Origin of the sequence: Kitasatospora sp. NBC_01302 (assembly GCF_035976515.1) — a bacterium.
Taxonomy (GTDB): Bacteria; Actinomycetota; Actinomycetes; order Streptomycetales; family Streptomycetaceae; genus Kitasatospora.
This window is the reverse complement of the sequence record NZ_CP108404.1, coordinates 2,706,579-2,726,152: the sequence shown is the minus strand read 5'-3', so window position 1 is coordinate 2,726,152 and position 19,574 is coordinate 2,706,579. Positions and strand designations below refer to the sequence as shown.

At 74.9% G+C, this 19,574-nt stretch carries 2 protein-coding genes; both read left to right on the top strand.

Features of this window, described 5'->3' with window-relative positions; genetic code table 11:
• The first annotated feature begins 27 nt into the window (after nt 1–27).
• Nucleotides 28–15,468, top strand: a complete 15,441-nt coding sequence (locus OG294_RS11330; protein ID WP_327066351.1) for a type I polyketide synthase — start codon at nt 28–30, stop codon at nt 15,466–15,468.
• The gene (locus OG294_RS11325; RefSeq protein WP_442789137.1) at nt 15,465–19,370 is read left to right on the top strand and encodes a type I polyketide synthase; all 3,906 of its coding nucleotides are present in this window, start codon (nt 15,465–15,467) and stop codon (nt 19,368–19,370) included. Before OG294_RS11330 ends, OG294_RS11325 begins: the two co-directional genes overlap by 4 nt.
• Nucleotides 19,371–19,574: the final 204 nt, after the last annotated feature.

Below are 19,574 nucleotides of genomic sequence, written 5' to 3'. Positions count from 1 at the left end.
TCTTTCGCACAGAAGTGGCCACAATCGATGACCAACGATGACAAGCTGCTCGACTATCTCAAGAGGGTCACCGCCGATCTGGCCCAGACCCGGCAGCGGCTGCGCGACGTGGAGACCGAGGAGAAGGAACCCATCGCCATCGTGGCGATGAGCTGCCGGTTCCCCGGCGGCGTCAGCACCCCCGAGGAGCTCTGGCGGCTGGTCGACGAGGGCACCGATGCCATCACGGACTTCCCGGACAACCGGGGCTGGGACGGCGAGGCGCTCTACGACCCCGACCCGGACGCCGCCGGCAAGAGCTATGTGCTGCGGGGCGGGTTCCTGCACGAGGCCGCCGACTTCGAGCCGGACTTCTTCGGCATCTCGCCGCGTGAGGCGCTGCTGATGGATCCCCAGCAGCGCCTGCTCCTGGAGGTGGCCTGGGAGGCGCTGGAGCGCGGCGGCATCGCGCCGGACTCGGTGCGCGGCGCCCGGATCGGGGTGTTCGCGGGCACCAACGGCCAGGACTACCGCGACGTGCTGGCGAAGCTGCCGGAGGACCCCGAGGCGGCGCTCGGCACCGGTGTGCTGGCGGCGGTGATGGCCGGGCGGATCTCCTACACCCTCGGCATCGAGGGGCCCGCGGTCACCATCGACACCGCGTGCTCCTCGGCCCTGGTCGCGCTGCACCTGGCGGTGCAGGCGCTGCGCCAGCGCGAGTGCACGCTGGCGATGGCCGGCGGTGTCTCGGTGATGTCCACCCCGGGCGCGTTCGTCGCCTTCAGCCGTCAGCGCGGGCTCTCGCTGGACGGCCGGTGCAAGTCCTTCGCCGACGAGGCGGACGGCACCGGCTGGGGCGAGGGCGCCGGGATGCTGCTGTTGGAGCGGCTCTCGGACGCGCGGCGCAACGGGCACGAGGTGCTGGCGGTGGTTCGCGGCTCGGCCGTGAACCAGGACGGTGCCTCGAACGGGCTGACCGCGCCCAACGGTCCGTCGCAGCAGCGGGTGATCCGTCAGGCGCTGGCGAGCGCGGGGCTGTCGGCGACCGAGGTCGACGTGGTGGAGGCGCACGGCACCGGCACCACGCTGGGTGACCCGATCGAGGCGCAGGCGCTGCTGGCCACCTACGGTCAGGGCCGCTCGGCGGACCGGCCGCTCTGGCTGGGCTCGATCAAGTCGAACATCGGTCACACCCAGGCGGCGGCCGGTGTCGCGGGTGTCATCAAGATGGTCCAGGCGATGCGCCACGGCGTGCTGCCCAGGACCCTGTTCGCGGAGCAGCCCTCCAGCAAGGTGGACTGGTCGGCGGGCGAGGTCAGGCTGCTGACCGAGGCCCGCGCCTGGCCGGAGGTCGAGCGTCCGCGCCGGGCCGCGATCTCCTCCTTCGGGGCGAGCGGCACCAACGCGCACACCATCATCGAGCAGGCCCCTGTGGAGGAGGCCGCCGAGCGTGAGCCGGGCAGCGCGCCCTCGACCATCCCATGGCTGCTCTCCGGGCGCACCCCCGAGGCCCTGCGCGAGCAGGCGCGACGGCTGGCCGCCGTGGCGGACACGCTGGACCCGGTGGACGCCGGCTTCTCGCTGGCCACCACCAGGACCGCCCAGCAGTACCGGGCCGTGCTGCTCGGCCAGGACCGCGAAGCGCTGGTGACCGGCCTGAACGCGCTGGCCGAGGGCGCGCCCGGGGTGCTCCAGGGCCGTACCACCAAGGGGCTGACGGCCTTCCTGTTCACCGGCCAGGGCTCGCAACGCCCGGGTATGGGCCGGGAGTTGTACCAGGAGTTCGAGACCTTCCGGCAGGCCTTCGACGAGGTCTGCACGCACTTCGACAGTGGCGACAGCGGCAATGTCGAGGGCGGCCTCAAGGGCCTGGTCTTCGGCGACGACGCCGAGCCGCTGAACCGGACCGCCACCACCCAGGCCGCCCTCTTCGCGTTCGAGGTGGCGTTGTTCCGGTTGGTGGAGTCCTGGGGTGTGGTGCCGGACTTCCTGGCGGGGCATTCGATCGGTGAGGTGGTGGCCGCGCATCTGGCGGGGGTGCTGTCGTTGGCGGATGCGTGCCGTCTGGTGGCGGCGCGGGGTCGGCTGATGCAGGCGTTGCCGGCCGGTGGGGCGATGGTGGCGGTGCAGGCGGGTGAGGCCGAGGTGCTGCCGCTGCTGACCGAGGGGGTCGGTATCGCGGCGGTGAACGGGCCGCGTTCGGTGGTGGTCTCGGGCGAGGAAGCGGCGGTGCTGAGGGTCGCGGAGTCGTTCGGGAAGTCCAAGCGGCTGAAGGTCTCGCACGCGTTCCACTCGCCGCTGATGGAGCCGATGCTGGCGGAGTTCCGTGAGGTGGTGTCCGGGCTGTCCTACGGCCGGGCGCGTGTGCCGGTGGTCTCCAACCTCACGGGTGCGCTCGCCACCGAGGAGCTGGCGGACCCAGAGTACTGGGTGCGCCACGTGCGCGAGGCCGTCCGTTTCCACGACGGCATCCGGGCCCTTGAGGCCGCGGGCGTCACCCGTTTCGTGGAGCTGGGCCCCGACGCCGTGCTGACCGCGATGGCCCGCGAGTGCCTGGACTCCGAGGAGGCCGTGCTCGCCGCCGCCACCCGGCGCGAGCGCCCCGAGCCGGAGACCCTGCTCACCGCGCTGGCCCAGCTGCACATCGGTGGCTGCTCGCCCGACTGGGGCAGCCTGTTCCAGGGGGCCGCCCGGGTCGACCTGCCCACCACCGCCTTCCAGCGCAGCCGCTTCTGGGTCGAGGTCCCGGCCTCGGTCGGCGACGTCGCCTCCGTCGGCCTGGACTCCACCGAGCACCCGCTGCTCGGCGCGGCCACCATGCTGGCGGACTCGGACGGCGCGGTGCTCACCGGGCGGCTCTCGGTGCGCACCCACCCGTGGCTGGCCGACCACGTGGTCGGCGACCGGGTCGTGGTGCCCGGCACCGCCATGGTCGAACTGGCCATCAGGGCCGGCGACCAGGTCGGCTGCGGCCACCTGGAGGAGCTCACCCTGGAGGTGCCGCTGGTCCTGCCCGAGCAGGACGGCATCCGGGTGCAGGTCACCGTCGGCGCCCCCGACGCCGCCGGCAGCCGCACGGTGAGCGTCTACTCGCGCGCCGAGAGCGTGGCCGCCGACGTGCCGTGGACCCTGCACGCCTCCGGTCTGCTCGGCCGGGCGCCCGCACGTGCGGGCGAACGCCTCACCGAGTGGCCGCCGGCCGGTGCCGAGGCGCTGGAGACGGCCGGCCTCTACGAGCGGCACGCCGCCTCGGGCCTGCACTACGGTCCGACCTTCCAGGCGCTGCACGCCGCCTGGCAGCGCGGTGACGAACTGTTCGCCGAGGTCCGCCTGGCCGAGCGCCCGGCCGCCGACGCGGCCCGGTTCGGCCTGCACCCGGCCGCCTTCGACGCCGCGCTGCACGCGCTCGCCCTGCTCGGCGACGGCTCCGACGACGAGACCGCCCGGCTGCCCTTCATGTTCTCCGGCGTCTCGCTGCACGCGGTCGGCGCCTCGGTGCTGCGGGTGCGGCTGCTCGCCACCGGCGCGCACTCCTTCGCCGTCGACCTGGCCGACGCCACCGGCGCGCCGGTCGCCTCGGTGGCCTCGCTGGCCTCCCGCCCGCTGACCAACCTGCGCCAGCAGCAAGGCCCTTCGAGCGACGCGCTGTTCCGGCTCGGCTGGCACCCGGTCCAGCTGGCCGAGACGGCAGCCGAGACCGACCACCGCCTGCTGCACAGCGTGGCGGGCAACGACGCCGAGGCCGTCCGTGCGGCCGTCCACACGGCGCTGGCCGCCGCGCAGGACGAGGACCCGCGCCCGCTGATCGTGGTCACCCGCGGCGCGCTCTCGCTCGCCGGGGAGGCGGTGGCCGACCTGGCGGGCGCCGCGGTGTGGGGCCTGCTGCGCTCGGCGCAGTCGGAGAACCCCGACCGCTTCGTGCTGCTGGACCTCGACGCGGACGCCGACGCCGAGGCGCTCGCCGCGTCCGTGCTCGCCAGCGGCGAGCCGCAGCTGGCGATCCGCGCCGGCGCGGCCCACGCGGCCCGGCTGACCGCCGCCGAGCTCAGCGCCGAGGCCGCGGCGGAGCTCGACCCCGAGGGCACCGTGCTGCTGACCGGCGCGACCGGCGGCCTGGGCCCGGTGCTCGCCCGGCACCTGGTCACCGCCCTCGGCGCGCGCCGCCTGCTGCTGCTCAGCCGGCGCGGCGGCGCGGACGAGCTGACCGCCGAACTCACCGGGCTCGGCGCGCAGGTCACCGTCCGCGCCTGCGACGTGGCCGACCGCGCCGCGCTCGCCGAGGTGCTGGCGCAGGTCCCGGCCGAGCACCCGCTCACCGCCGTGGTGCACGCCGCCGGGCTGCTCGACGACGGCGTGGTCGCCTCGCTGACCCCCGAGCGGATCGACGCCGTGCTGCGGCCCAAGGTGGACGGCGCGCTCAACCTGCACGAGCTCACCGCCGCAGCGCCGCTGCGCGCCTTCGTGCTCTTCTCCTCGGTCGCCGGGCTGGTGGGCGCACCGGGCCAGGGCAACTACGCGGCGGCCAACGCCTTCCTGGACGCGCTGGCCGCCCAGCGCCACGCGCTCGGCCTGCCCGCCCTCTCGCTGGCCTGGGGGCCGTGGGCACCGGTCGGCGGGATGACCAGCGGCCTGGACGCCGCCGACCGGGCGAGGATCTCGCGCGGCGGCATGACCGAGCTGTCCGCCGAGGACGGCGTGGCGCTCTTCGATCTGGCCCGGGCCACCGGGCTGGCGGCGCTGGCCCCGGTGCGGCTGAACCTTGCGGCGTTGCGCGGCCAGGGTGCCGCGCTCGCCCCGGTGTTCCGCTCCCTGGTGGGCCGCACCGTGCGCCGCGAGGCGGTGGCGGTCGAGGGCCCGGAGTTCTCCTTCGCCGACACGATGGCCGAACTCGGCGAGCAGGAGCGGGCGGACGCGCTGCTCCAGCTGGTCCGGGCCCAGGTCGCGGCCGTGCTCGGGCACGCCTCCGCGGAGGCGATCGACCCGGGCCGGGCCTTCCAGGACCTCGGCTTCGACTCGCTGGCCGCCGTCGAGCTGCGCAACGCGCTCACCGCCGGGACCGGCCAGCGGCTGCCCGCCACCCTCGTCTTCGACTACCCGTCGCCCGAGGCCCTGGCCGGCCACCTCGCCACGAAGTTCAGCGGCGTCACGTCCGGTCCGCGCAAGGCCGTTCGGGCGAGCACGGCCCGCACCGACGAGCCGATCGCGATCGTGGGCATGTCCTGCCGCTACCCGGGCGGGGTGACCTCGCCGCAGGAGCTGTGGGACCTGGTGATCGGCGAGAGCGACGCGATCAGCGCCTTCCCGGACAACCGGGGCTGGGACATCGACCGGATCTACGACCCGACCCGCGAGCGCCCCGACACCAGCTACGTCCACGAGGGCGGGTTCCTGCACGAGGCGGGGGCCTTCGATGCGGGGTTCTTCGGGATCTCGCCTCGTGAGGCGCTGTTGATGGATCCGCAGCAGCGGTTGCTGTTGGAGGGTTCCTGGGAGGCGCTGGAGGGTGCGGGGATCGATCCGCTGTCGTTGAAGGGCAGTCGTACCGGTGTGTTCGCCGGGGTGATGTACCACGACTACTTCGGTGCGTTCGGCAGTGGCAGCATCGTCTCGGGTCGGGTGGCCTACACGCTCGGGCTGGAGGGGCCGACGCTGTCGATCGACACGGCGTGCTCCTCCTCGCTGGTGGCGCTGCACCTGGCGGCGCAGTCGCTGCGCGGTGGCGAGTCCACCCTCGCCCTGGTGGGCGGCGTCGCGGTGATGTCGACCCCGGACCCGTTCGTGGAGTTCAGCCGCCAGGGCGCGCTCGCCCCCGACGCGCAGTGCCGCCCGTTCGCCACCGGCGCCGGCGGCACGGTCTGGGGCGAGGGCGTCGGCGTCCTGGTCCTGGAGCGCCTCTCCGACGCCCGGCGCAACGGGCACCAGGTGCTGGCCGTGGTCCGCGGCACCGCCGTCAACCAGGACGGCGCCTCCAACGGCCTGACCGCGCCCAACGGCCCGTCCCAGCAGCGGGTGATCGAGCAGGCCCTGGCCAACGCCGGGCTCTCGGCGACCGAGGTCGACGTGGTCGAGGCGCACGGCACCGGCACCACGCTGGGCGACCCGATCGAGGCGCAGGCGCTGCTGGCCACCTACGGCCAGGACCGCAGCGAGGACCGGCCGCTCTGGCTGGGCTCGATCAAGTCCAACATCGGCCACACCCAGGCCGCCGCCGGCGTGGCGGGCGTCATCAAGATGGTCCAGGCGATGCGCCACGGCGTGCTGCCCAGGACCCTGCACGTCGACGAGCCCTCCAACCACGTGGACTGGGCGGCCGGCGAGGTCCGGCTGCTGACCGAGGCCCGGGCCTGGCCCGAGACCGAGCGCCCGCGCCGGGCCGGGATCTCCTCCTTCGGGATCAGCGGCACCAACGCGCACACCATCATCGAACAGGCCCCGGCCACCACCGGGCAGCCCGAAGGAGGGACGAGTGCGGCGCCGGCCACGGCCCCGTGGCTGCTCTCCGCGAAGTCCCGGGCGGCGCTGCCCGCCCAGGCCGCACGGCTGCTGGCCTTCGTGGACGCCAACCCCGAGCTCGCGCCCGCGGACCTGGCCCACGCCCTGGCCACCACCCGCGCCCACTTCGAGCACCGCGCGGCCATCGTCGGCGCGGACCGCGCCGAACTGCGCGACTCGCTGGCCGCGTTGGCCGCCGGGCGGACCGCCCCCGGGCTCGTCGAGGGCACCGCCACCGGCTCCCGCCCGGTCTTCGTCTTCCCGGGCCAGGGCTCCCAGTGGCAGGGCATGGCCACCGAACTGCTGGCCTCCTCACCGGTGTTCGCGGCCAGGATGGCCGAGTGCGCCGCCGCCTGCGCGCCGTTCACCGACTGGGACCTGCTGGCCGAGCTGAACGGCCCGCTGGACCGGGTGGACGTCGTCCAGCCGCTGCTCTGGGCCGTCATGGTCTCGCTCGCGCAGACCTGGATCTCGCACGGGGTGCGCCCCGCCGCGGTGATCGGGCACTCCCAGGGCGAGATCGCGGCGGCCGTGGTGGCCGGCGCGCTGTCGCTGGAGGACGGCGCCCGGATCGTCACCCTGCGCAGCCAGGCCATCGCCCAGGACCTGTCCGGCGGGGGCGGCATGATGTCGGTCGCGCTGCCGGTCGAGCAGGTGGAGGAGCGGCTGGCCGCCTTCGACGGGCAGCTCTCCGTCGCCGCGCACAACGGGTCGGGCTCGGTCGTGGTCTCCGGCTTCGTGGACGCCCTGGACCGCCTGCAGGCCCAGCTCAAGGACGAGGGCGTGCGGGTCAAGCGGCTGCCGGTGGACTACGCCTCCCACTCCGCGCAGGTCGAGTCGATCCGGACCAGGCTGCTCCGGACCCTGGCGGACGTCTCGCCGCGCCCCGCCGAGGTGCCCTTCCACTCGACCGTCACCGGCGAGCTCATCGACACCACCGAGCTGAACGCCGAGTACTGGTACACCAACCTGCGCCAGACCGTGCTCTTCGAGCAGGCCGCCGGGGCGGTGGTCGGCAAGGGCCACGGCGTGTTCATCGAGTGCAGCCCGCACCCGGTGCTCACCGTCGGCCTCCAGGAGACCTTCGAGGGCGTGCGGGCGCTGGGCTCGCTGCGCCGCGAGGAGGGCGGCCCGGACCGGTTCGCCGCCGCGCTCGGCGAGGCCTTCGTGCACGGCGTCGCGGTCGACTGGCGACAGGTCTTCGAGGGCCTGCGCCCGCGCCGGGTCGAGCTGCCGACCTACGCCTTCCAGCACGAGCAGTTCTGGCTGGACAGCGTCTCCGGCAACGCCGACGTCACCTCGGCCGGTCTCACCCCGACCGACCACCCGGTCCTGAGCGCGGCGATGACCCGCGCCGACACCGACGGCACCGTCCTCACCGGCCGCCTCTCGCTGGGCACCCACCCGTGGCTGGCCGACCACGTGGTCGGCGGGGAGCTGCTGTTCCCCGGCACCGGCTACCTCGAACTGGCCCTCCAGGCCGCCGACCAGGTGGGCCTGGGCCGGGTCGCCGACCTCACCCTGCACGCCCCGCTGGTCTTCCCCGAGCACGGCGCGGTGCAGCTGCAGGTGGTGGTCGGCGCGGCGGCGCAGTCCGGCCGCCCGGTCGGCATCTACTCGCGCGCCGAGAGCGAGGCCGACGACCAGCCGTGGACCCGGCACGCCGACGGCGTGCTCGCCCAGGGCGGCGCACCCGCCGAGCCGGAGCTCACCCTCTGGCCGCCCACCGGCGCCGAGCCGATCGATCTCGACGGGGTGTACGAGCAGCTCGCCGAGGCCGGGCTCGCCTACGGGCCCGCCTTCCAGGGCCTGCGCGCCGCCTGGCGCCTGGGCCAGGAGGTCTACGCCGAGGTGGCCTTCGCCCAGCAGGTGGACGGCTACGGCCTGCACCCGGCGCTGGCGGACGCCGCCCTGCACGCGGTCGGCCTGACCGGTGTCGCCGCGGACGAGGCGCTGCTGCCGTTCGCCTGGTCCGAGGTGCAGCTGCACGCGACCGGCGCCAAGGAGCTGCGGGTGCGGGTCAGGCCGCTGGGGCAGAGCGGCGCGGTGGAGCTGACCCTCGCCGACGCCGGCGGCGCGCCGGTGGCGAGCGTCGGCTCGCTCGTCCTGCGCCCGATCCCGGCCGAACAGCTCGCCGCCGCCGCCAGGTCGGCGCGGGCGGGCGCGCTCTACCAGGTGGAGTGGATCACCGCGCCGACCCCGGCCGCCGGCCCCGCCCACGAGGCGGTGGTGCTGCGCAGCCCGGCGGGCACGAGTGCGGACGAGGTACGGGCGGCCGTGCACACCGTCCTCGAGCAGTTGCGCGAGCACCTGGCGGGCGAGGCCACCGTGCTGGTGGCCACCGGCGCCGACCTGGCCGGTGCGGCGGTTGCCGGACTGGTCCGTTCGGCGCAGTCGGAGAACCCGGAGCGGATCGTCCTGGTCGAGCTCGACCAGGACCCGGCCTCCGAGGCGCTGCTGCCCGCCGCCCCGGCCGTGGGCGAGCCGCACCTGGCGATCCGCGGCGGTGCCGTCCAACTGCCCCGCCTCGTGCGGGCCGAGGCGGCCGCGGACGACGCGCCGTTGGAGCTCGACCCCGCGGGCACCGTGCTGCTGACCGGCGCGAGCGGTGCACTGGGCACCCTGATCGCCCGCCGGCTGGTCACCGAGTGGGGCGTGCGGCACCTGCTGCTGCTCAGCCGCCGCGGCGCGGCCCCCGAGCTCGTCACCGAACTCACCGAGCTCGGCGCCGAGGTCACCACCGCCGCCTGCGACGTGGCGGACCGCGCGGCGCTGGCCGAGGTGCTGGCGCAGGTCCCGGCCGGCCGGCCGCTGACCGCCGTGGTGCACGCGGCCGGGGTGCTCGCCGACGGCGTGCTCTCCTCGCTCACCGCCGAGCGGCTGGACGCGGTGCTGCGCCCCAAGGTGGACGCGGCCTGGCACCTGCACGAGCTGACCGCCGGTCTGGACCTCAAGGCGTTCGTGCTCTTCTCCTCGGCCGCCGCCACCCTCGGCTCGCCGGGGCAGGCCAACTACGCCGCGGCCAACGCTTTCCTGGACGCGCTGGCCGGCCACCGCCGCCGGCTCGGCCTGCCGGGCCAGTCGCTGGCCTGGGGCCTGTGGGCGCAGGCCAGCGGGATGACCGGCACGCTGGACGACACCGACCTGTCCCGGATCTCCCGGGGCGGCGTGGCGGCGCTGGCCACCGAGGAGGGCCTGGCGCTCTTCGACGAGGCGCTGCACTCCCGGCACCCCGCCGTGCTGCCGATGAAGCTGGAACCGGCCGGACTGCGGGCCCAGGGCGATGCCCTGTCACCGCTCTTCCGCGCCCTGGTGCGCTCCCGGCGCCAGGCCGTCTCCGGCCAGCCGACCGCCGGCGCGGACTCGCTGCGCGGCCGCCTTGCCGCCCTCGGCGAGGCCGAACGGAGGCCGTTCCTGGTGGAGTTGGTGCGCACCCAGGCCGCCTCGGTGCTCGGGCACCGCTCGGCGGAGGCGGTGGAGCCGCACAAGGCCTTCCGCGAGCTGGGCTTCGACTCGCTGGCCGCGGTCGAACTGCGCAACGGCCTGGCGGCGGCCACCGGGCTGCGGCTGCCGGCCACCCTGGTGTTCGACTACCCCAACCCCGTCGAGCTGGCCGGCTACCTGCTCGACCAGCTGGTCGGCAACCTGGCCGCCGTGGCGGTGCAGACCGCGCCCAGCGGCGCGGACGACGAGCCGATCGCGATCATCGGGATGAGCTGCCGCTACCCCGGCGGCGTCAACTCGCCCGAGGACCTGTGGCAGCTGGTCGTCGGCGAGGTGGACGCCATCGGCGAGTTCCCCACCGACCGGGGCTGGGACCTGGAGTCGCTCTACGACCCGACCCTGGACCGCCCCGGCACCAGCTACGCCAAGCACGGCGCGTTCCTGTACGACGCCGGCGACTTCGACGCCGACTTCTTCGGCATGGACCCGGAGGAGGCGCTGGTCACCGACCCGCAGCAGCGGGTGCTGCTGGAGACCGCCTGGGAGGCGCTGGAGCGGGCCGCCATCGACCCGGCCTCGCTGCGCGGCAGCGCGACCGGGGTGTTCGCCGGCGTGATGTACCACGACTACTTCGAGAGCTACGGCTCCGGCAGCGTGGTCTCGGGCCGGGTCGCCTACACGCTCGGCCTGGAGGGGCCGACGCTGACGGTGGACACCGCCTGCTCCTCCTCGCTGGTGGCGCTGCACCTCGCGGTGCAGTCGCTGCGCCAGGGCGACTGCACCCTGGCCCTGGCCGGCGGGGTGACGGTGATGGCCACCCCGGGGACCTTCGTCGAGTTCAGCCGGCAGCGCGGCCTGTCCCGCGACGGGCGCTGCCGCCCGTTCGCGGACGCCGCCAACGGCACCGGCTTCGGCGAGGGCGCGGGCGTCCTGCTGCTGGAGCGGCTCTCCGAGGCCCGCCGCAACGGCCACCAGGTGCTGGCCGTGGTGCGCGGCACCGCGATGAACCAGGACGGTGCCTCCAACGGCATCACCGCCCCCAACGGTCCCGCCCAGCAGCGGGTGATCCGCCGCGCGCTGGCGGCGGCGGGCGTGCCCGGCGGCGAGGTCGACCTGGTCGAGGCGCACGGCACCGGCACCACGCTGGGCGACCCGATCGAGGCGCAGGCCCTGATCGCGACCTACGGCAGCGAGCACACCGAGGAGCGCCCGCTCTGGCTCGGCTCCATCAAGTCGAACATCGGACACACCCAGGCCGCGGCCGGGGTGGCCGGTGTGATCAAGATGGTGCAGGCGATCCGCCACGGGGTGCTGCCCAAGTCCCTGCACGTGGACGAGCCGTCCCGGCACGTCGACTGGACGGACAGCCACGTCCGGCTGCTCACCGAGTCGTTGGCGTGGCCCGCGTACGACCACCCGCGCCGGGCCGGGATCTCCTCCTTCGGGATCAGCGGCACCAACGCGCACGTGGTGATCGAGGCCGCCCCCGAGCAGGAGCCCGCCGCAGCAACCGCGCCGCAGCAACCGGACCTGCAGGCCCCGCTGCTGCTCTCGGGCCACAGCCCGCAGGCGCTGCGCGAGCAGGCCGAGCGGCTGGCGGGTCACCTGGGCGAGCGGGCCGAGCTCGATCCGCGCCAGGTCGCGGCGGCGCTGGCGAACACCCGCGGCCACCACGCCCACCGGGCGGCGGTCAGCGGCGCCGACCGGGACGAACTCCTGCGCGGCCTGCGGGCGCTGGCCGAGGGGCAGAGCGTGCCGAGTGTGGCGCTCGGCACCCCGGCAGCCGGTCGCACCGCGTTCCTGTTCTCCGGTCAGGGCTCGCAACTGGTCGGCATGGGCGAGGAGTTGATCGAGACATATCCCGCCTTCGCGGCCGCCTTCGAGGAGGTGTGCGAGCAGCTGGACCCGCTGCTGGAGCGGCCGCTGCGCGAGGCGCTGTCCTCGGCCGAGCTGCTGGACCGCACCGAGTACACCCAGCCCGCCCTGTTCGCGCTCGAAGTCGCGCTCTTCAGGCTGCTGGAGTCCTTCCGCATCCGCCCCGACCTGCTGGCCGGGCACTCCATCGGCGAGTTCGCCGCCGCCCAGGTGGCCGGGGTCTGGTCGCTGGCCGACGCCGCCCGACTGGTCGCCGCGCGCGGCCGGCTGATGCAGGCGCTGCCCGCCGGCGGTGCGATGGTGGCGGTCAAGGCCACCGAGGCCGAGATCGAGCCGCTGCTGACCGAGCGGGTGAGCATCGCGGCGGTCAACGGGCCGAGCTCCGTGGTGATCTCGGGCGAGGCGGCGGCGGTGCGGGCGATCGCCGAGCGGTTCGAGCGGACCAGGGAGCTGACGGTCAGCCACGCCTTCCACTCGCCGCTGATGGAGCCGATGCTGGCGCAGTTCCGCGAGGTCGCGGCCGGGCTGGAGTACCACCCGCCGCGGATCGCCGTCGTCTCCACCCTGACCGGTGCACAGGCCTCGGCCGAGGAGCTGTGCTCGCCCGAGTACTGGGTGCGCCACGTGCGCGAGGCGGTGCGCTTCGCCGACGGCGTGCGGGCACTGGCGGAGGCCGGCGCGCGCCGGTTCGTCGAGATCGGTCCGGGCGGGGTGCTCACGGCGCTGGCCGCCGAGAGCCTGAGCGGCGAGGCCGCGCTGATCCCGCTGCTGCGCAAGGACCGGCCGGAGCCGGCCGCGCTGCTCACCGCCCTGGGCGCCTTCCACGTCCACGGCGGCACGGTGGACTGGGCCCGGCTGCTGCCCACCGCCGGCACGGTCGAGCTGCCGACGTACGCCTTCCAGCGCCGCCGGTACTGGATGGCGAGCGAGCCGGTGGGCTATCGGGCGACGGCCGACCACCCGCTGCTGGGCAGCGCCGTGGACCTCGCGGGAGGCGAGGGCACGCTGTTCACCGGACGGCTCTCGCTGCAGAGCCACCCCTGGCTGGCCGATCACGCGGTCGGCGGAGTGGTGCTGCTGCCCGGCGCGGCCTTCGTCGAGATGGCGCTGGCGGCCGGCGCGGACCTCGGGGCCGGCGCGGTCGAGGAGCTGACCATCGCCGAACCCCTGCTGCTGCCCGAGCAGGGCACGGTCCGGCTGCAGTGCACCGTGCGTCCGGCCGACGAGGGGACCTGGACGTTCCAGGTGTACTCCCGCACGGCGGACGGCGAGCCGTGGACCTCGCACGCCACCGGGCTGCTGCGGGCCGCTTCGGCCCCGGCGCCCGGCACGCCGCAGGCCTGGCCGCCGGCCGGCGCCGAGGCGCTCGACCTGACGGGCACCTATGAGCGCCTGGCCGAGCTCGGCGCCGAGTACGGCCCGCTGTTCCAGGGGCTGCAGGCCGCCTGGCGGCTGGGCGAGGAGGTCTTCGCCGAGGTCGAACTCCCGCTGGAGGCCGACCGGTTCGGCATCCACCCGGCGCTCTTCGACGCCTCGCTGCACGCGATCGGGCTGCGGGCGGGGGCGGCGCAGCGGATGAGCCTGCCGTTCGCCTGGAGCGGGGTCGAGCTGTACGCGGTGGGCGCGCGGGCGCTGCGGGTGCGGATCGGCCCGGCCGGCCCGGACGCGGTGCGGATCGAGCTCGCCGACGGCGCCGGTGCCCCGGTGGCCCGGGTGGAGTCGCTGGTGCTGCGCGAGGTCGCGGTCGACCGGCTGGCAACGGCCGGCGGCAACGACTCGCTCTTCGCCCTGGAGTGGACCCGGCTCACCGGCGGTGCAGCGCCCTCGGGCGGACACTGGGCGGTGCTCGGTACGCACCGGCGGCGGCTGCTGGACGCCTTGGCGGCCCAGGTCGCCACGGTCAGCACGGTCGCCGACCTGGACGAGCTCGCGGCGCTGGCCGACCCGGTGGACGTCCTGGTGCTGCCCTTCGCGGGCGGTGACGATCCGCGGGCGGTCCACGAGGGCCTGGCCGCGCTCCTCGGCCGCCTGCAGTCCTGGCTGGCCGACGAGCGGTTCGCGCAGGCGACCGTGGCGGTGGCGACCAGCGGCGCGGTCTCCCGGGCCGGTGAGGACGTCACCGACCTGGCCGCCGCGGCGGCCTGGGGGCTGATCCGCACGGCGCAGTCGGAGAACCCCGACCGGATCGTGCTGATCGACCTGGACGACCACGACGCCGACGACGAGGCCGACCCGGGCTGGCACCTGCTGCCGGCCGCCGTCGCCTGCGGCGAGGCGCAGCTCGCGGTGCGCTCGGGCGTGCTCCACGCACCGCGGCTCACCAGGGCGGCGAAGGCCGTGCTGGACGCCCCCGTCGAGTGGAGCGGCCGGGTGCTGCTCACCGGCGGCACCGGGGCCCTGGGCCGCCTGGTCGCCCGTCACCTGGTCACCGAGCACCGGGTGTCGAGCCTGCTGCTGCTCAGCCGGCGCGGCGAGGCGGCACCCGGCGCCGCCGAGCTGCACGCCGAACTCACCGGCCTGGGCGCCGAGGTGGCCATCCTGGCCTGCGACCTGGCCGACCGGGAGGAGCTGGCCACCGTGCTGGCGCGCTACCCGGTCTCCGCGGTGGTGCACTCCGCGGGCGTGCTGGACGACGGGATGCTCGCCTCGCTGACGCCCGAGCGGCTGTCCGCCGTGCTGCGGCCCAAGGTCGACGCGGCCTGGCACCTGCACGAGCTGACCAAGGACCGGCAGCTGTCGGCGTTCGTGCTGTTCTCCTCGGCCGCCGGCCTGCTCGGCAGCCCCGGGCAGGCGAGCTACGCCGCCGCCAACGCCTACCTCGACGCCCTGGCCCTGCACCGCAGGGCGGTCGGCCTGCCGGCCACCTCACTGGCCTGGGGCGCCTGGTCGGGCAGCGGCGGCATGGCCGACCGGCTCAGCGAGGCCGACAGCCGCCGGATGGCCCAGTCCGGGGTGGGCAGCCTCGGCGAGGAGGCCGGTCTGGCGCTGTTCGACGCCGCGGTCGGCCGGGCGGAAGCCGTCCTGATGCCCGCGCAGCTCGACCTGGCGGCACTGGCCCAGGGCAACCGGGTCCCGCCGCTGCTGAGCCGGCTGGTGCGCTCCTCGTCCTCGCGGCGGGTGGCGCAGGCCGCCTCCACGGCCTCGGCCGCGCTGCGGCGCAGCCTGGCCGAGCGGGTCGGCGAGGAGCGGACCGCGCTCCTGCTCGACCTGGTCGGCACCCAGGCGGCCGCGGTGCTCGGGGTCGCCGAGGTGGCCCTGGACCGGGCGTTCAACGAGCTCGGCTTCGACTCGCTGACGGCGGTGGAGTTCCGCAACCAGCTCAACGAGGCCACCGGGCTGCGGCTCTCGGCCACGTTGATCTTCGACTACCCGAACCCGGTGGTGCTGGCCCAGCACCTGGAGGCCGAACTGGCCCCGGCGACCGGCCCGGAGGCAGGACCCGGCGGCGAAGCCCAGGAGGCCGCGGTGCGCCAGGCGCTGGGCGCGATCCCGCTGGCCCGACTGCGGGACGCCGGCCTGCTGGACAGCCTGCTCGAACTGGCCGGACTGGCGGCCGAGTCCGCCGCCGGGTCCACGGACGACGACGGCACGAGCGGCACGTCGATCGACGCGATGGACATCGAGAGCCTGATGAACCTGGCCCTCGACGACCTCGGCGGACAGGAGGAGGAACTGTGACCCAGAACCCGGACACCAGGATGGTCGACGCCCTGCGGGCGTCGCTGAAGGAGACCGAGCGGCTGCGGGAGCAGAACCGCAAGCTGACCGCGACCCTGCGCGAGCCGATCGCGATCGTGGGCATGTCCTGCCGGTACCCGGGCGGGGTGGCCTCGCCGCAGCAGCTCTGGGAGCTGGTGACCGAGGGCGGGGACGGCATCACGCCGTTCCCCACCGACCGGGGGTGGGACGCCGACCTCTACGATCCGCAGCCGGGCCTTACAGGGAGGTCCTACACCGCCGAGGGCGGGTTCCTGCACGAGGCGGGGGCCTTCGATGCGGGGTTCTTCGGGATCTCGCCGCGTGAGGCGCTGTTGATGGATCCGCAGCAGCGGTTGCTGTTGGAGGGTTCGTGGGAGGCGCTGGAGGGTGCGGGGATCGATCCGCTGTCGTTGAGGGGCAGTCGTACCGGTGTGTTCGCCGGGGTGATGTACCACGACTACTTCGGTGCGTTCGGCAGTGGCAGCATCGTCTCGGGTCGGGTGGCCTACACGCTCGGGCTGGAGGGGCCGACGCTGTCGATCGACACGGCGTGCTCCTCCTCGCTGGTGGCGCTGCACCTGGCGGCGCAGTCGCTGCGCGGCGGCGAGTCCACCCTCGCGCTGGCCGGCGGGGTGACGGTGATGGCCTCGCCCGGCACCTTCGTGGAGTTCAGCCGCCAGCGCGGGCTCTCCCCGGACGGCCGCTGCAAGGCGTTCGCGGAGGGCGCGGACGGTACCGGCTTCGCCGAGGGCGTCGGTGTCCTGGTGCTGGAGCGCCTCTCCGACGCCCGGCGCAACGGGCACCAGGTGCTGGCCGTGGTCCGTGGTTCCGCGGTGAACCAGGACGGTGCCTCCAACGGCATCACCGCCCCCAACGGTCCGGCCCAGCAGCGGGTGATCCGCCAGGCGCTGGCCAGTGCCCGGCTGTCGGCCGCCGACGTCGACGTGGTGGAGGCGCACGGCACCGGCACCACGCTGGGCGACCCGATCGAGGCGCAGGCGCTGCTGGCCACCTACGGCCAGGACCGCAGCGAGGACCGGCCGCTCTGGCTGGGCTCGGTCAAGTCGAACATCGGTCACACCCAGGCCGCGGCAGGTGTCGCGGGTGTCATCAAGATGGTCCAGGCGATGCGCCACGGCGTGCTGCCCAGGACCCTGCACGTGGACGAGCCCTCCAGCAAGGTGGACTGGTCGGCGGGCGAGGTCAAGCTGCTGACGGATGCTCAGCCGTGGCCGGAGGTCGAGCGTCCGCGCCGGGCCGGGATCTCCTCCTTCGGGATCAGCGGCACCAACGCCCACGTCATCCTCGAACAGGCCCCGGCTCCGGCCCAGGAGCAGGCCGAGCAGCAGGCCGACCCCGACGCGGCGCCGCCGATGGCCCTGTGGCCGCTCTCCGCCCGCACCCCGCAGGCGCTGTCGGCCCAGGGCGAGCGGCTGCGCGCCTTCGCCGCCGACCGCCCCGAGCTGGAGGCGGGCGCGGTGGCCAGGTCGCTCGGCACCGAACGCGCCGTCTTCGAGCACCGGGCCGCCGTCCTCGGCCCGGACCGCGACGGACTCCTCGACGGGCTGGGGGTGCTGGCCGCCTCGGAGAGCTCGCCGTCGGTGCTGCGCGGCCGGGCCCGCACGGGGGTCAAAACCGCCTTCCTGTTCACCGGGCAGGGCGCCCAGCGGCTCGGGATGGGCGCCGAACTGCGGGCCCACTACCCGGTCTTCGACGAGGTCTTCGACGAGCTGAACGAGCAGCTCGGGGTCGGTACCGCCGAGGTCCTCTTCGGCACCGACCCCGACCGGGTCGATCGGACGCTCTATGCGCAGACCGGTCTCTTCGCGTTCGAGGTGGCGTTGTTCCGGTTGGTGGAGTCCTGGGGTGTGGTGCCGGACTTCCTGGCGGGGCATTCGATCGGTGAGGTGGTGGCCGCGCATCTGGCGGGGGTGCTGTCGTTGGCGGATGCGTGCCGTCTGGTGGCGGCGCGGGGTCGGTTGATGCAGGCGTTGCCGGCCGGTGGGGCGATGGTGGCGGTGCAGGCGGGTGAGGCCGAGGTGCTGCCGTTGCTGACCGAGGGGGTCGGTATCGCGGCGGTGAACGGGCCGCGTTCGGTGGTGGTCTCGGGGGTCGAGGCCGAGGTGCTGAGGGTCGCGGAGTCGTTCGGGAAGTCCAGGCGGCTGAAGGTCTCGCACGCGTTCCACTCGCCGCTGATGGAGCCGATGCTGGCGGAGTTCCGTGAGGTGGTGTCCGGGCTGTCCTACGGCCGGGCGCGTGTGCCGGTGGTTTCCAACCTCACGGGTGCGCTCGCCACCGAGGAGCTGGCGGACCCGGAGTACTGGGTGCGCCACGTGCGTGAAACCGTCCGCTTCGAGGACGGCATCCGCACGCTGGCCGGGGCCGGCGTCACCCGCTTCGTGGAGCTGGGCCCCGACGCCGTGCTGACCGGGCTCGCCGGGAAGAGTGCCCGGGCGCCGGGCACGGTGTTCGTCCCGCTCGGCCGCCGGCTCGGCTCGGAGAGCGCCACCCTGCTGACGGGGTTGGCCAAGCTCTACGTGGACGGCCTGTCTCCCGACTGGCAGGCGGTCTTCCCCGGCAGCGGGCGGGCGGCGCTGCCGACGTACGCCTTCCAGCACCAGCGGTACTGGCTGGCGGCGGACGTCCCGTTGACCGTCGGCGCGCTCGACACCCCCGACCAGCAGGCCTCGGAGGCGCAGGCGCAGGCGCAGGCGGTACCGTTGCGCGCCCGCCTCGCCGGCATCGGCGAGTCCGAACAGCAGGAGCTGCTGGTCGAGTTGGTCCGCGCGCAGAGCGCCGCCATCCTCGGCCACTCCTCCGGCGAGGCGATCGAGCCGGAGGTCGGCTTCCTGGAGGCCGGGATGGACTCGGTCTCCGGCACGGAGCTGCGCATCGCGCTCTCCGCGGCCACCGGGCTGGCCCTGTCCGCCGGTGTGGTCTTCGACCACCGCACCCCGGCCGACCTGGCCGCCCACCTGCGGACCGAGCTGGCCCACGCCGGGCCCGGTGCTGCCGAGAACACCGCGGACGCCGAGGACGCCGGGGACGCCGCCGCGGACCTGGAGTCGATCAGCGGACTGCTGCGCCGGGCCGCCACCGAGGGCCGGATGATGAAGGGCATGGCGCTGCTCGACGCGGTCGCCGAGATCCTGCCCGCCTTCTCCTCGGCGGCCGAACTGGAGCGCCTGGCCGAGCCGGTCCGCCTGGCCCAGGGGGAGCAGGGCCCCAAGCTGATCTGCTTCCCCTCCCCGATGGCGCTCGGCGGCGCCCACCAGTACGCCCGGTTCGCCTCGCACTTCCGTGGCCGCCGCGAGGTGGTGGTGCCGCCGGTGCCGGGGTTCGGCCCCGGGGAGGCGCTGCCGCGCTCGGTGGACGCCGCGGTCGAGGTCTTCGTCGAAGGCGTGCTGGCCGCGGCGGCGGGGGAGCCCTTCGTCCTGCTCGGCTACTCCTCCGGCGGCCAGTTCGCGCACGCCACCGCCGAGGTGCTGGAGAAGGCGGGCACCCCGGCGGCCGGGGTCGTCCTGCTGGACACCTATCTGCCGGACGGCGAGGGCCAGGACGAGCTCTGGCCGCAGATGTTCCGGGGCATGCTGGACCGGGAGTCCTCCTTCGGCCGGTTCAGCGCCGCCCGGCTCGCCGCGATGAGCCGCTACAGCGACCTGATCGTGGACTGCCTGCCGGGTGCGCTGTCGGCCCCGGTGCTCTTCGTCCGCCCGGCGCAGTCCTTCACCGACGCGCCCGGCACCGAGGAGTGGCGTGCCTCGTGGAGCGGCGAGCACCTGCTGAAGGAGGTGCCCGGCACCCACTTCACCATCCTGGAGGAGTCGGCGCCGGCGGCGGCCGAGGCGGTCGACGCCTGGCTGTCGACCCTCGGCAGCTGACCACGACGCACCGGCCCCCACCGTCAGGGGGCCGGTGACCAGGGGGCGCGGAGCCACCGGTTCCGCGCCTCTTGCTGTTCCCGTTGCTGTTCCCGGAAGCGGCCTGCGGTGGTGGTGGAACCTCCGCACCGAGGTAGAGAAACCTCTACCTCGGATACGCCAAGCAATGCCAATGTGCCGGGCCGCCGCCGCTTCTACCGTTGA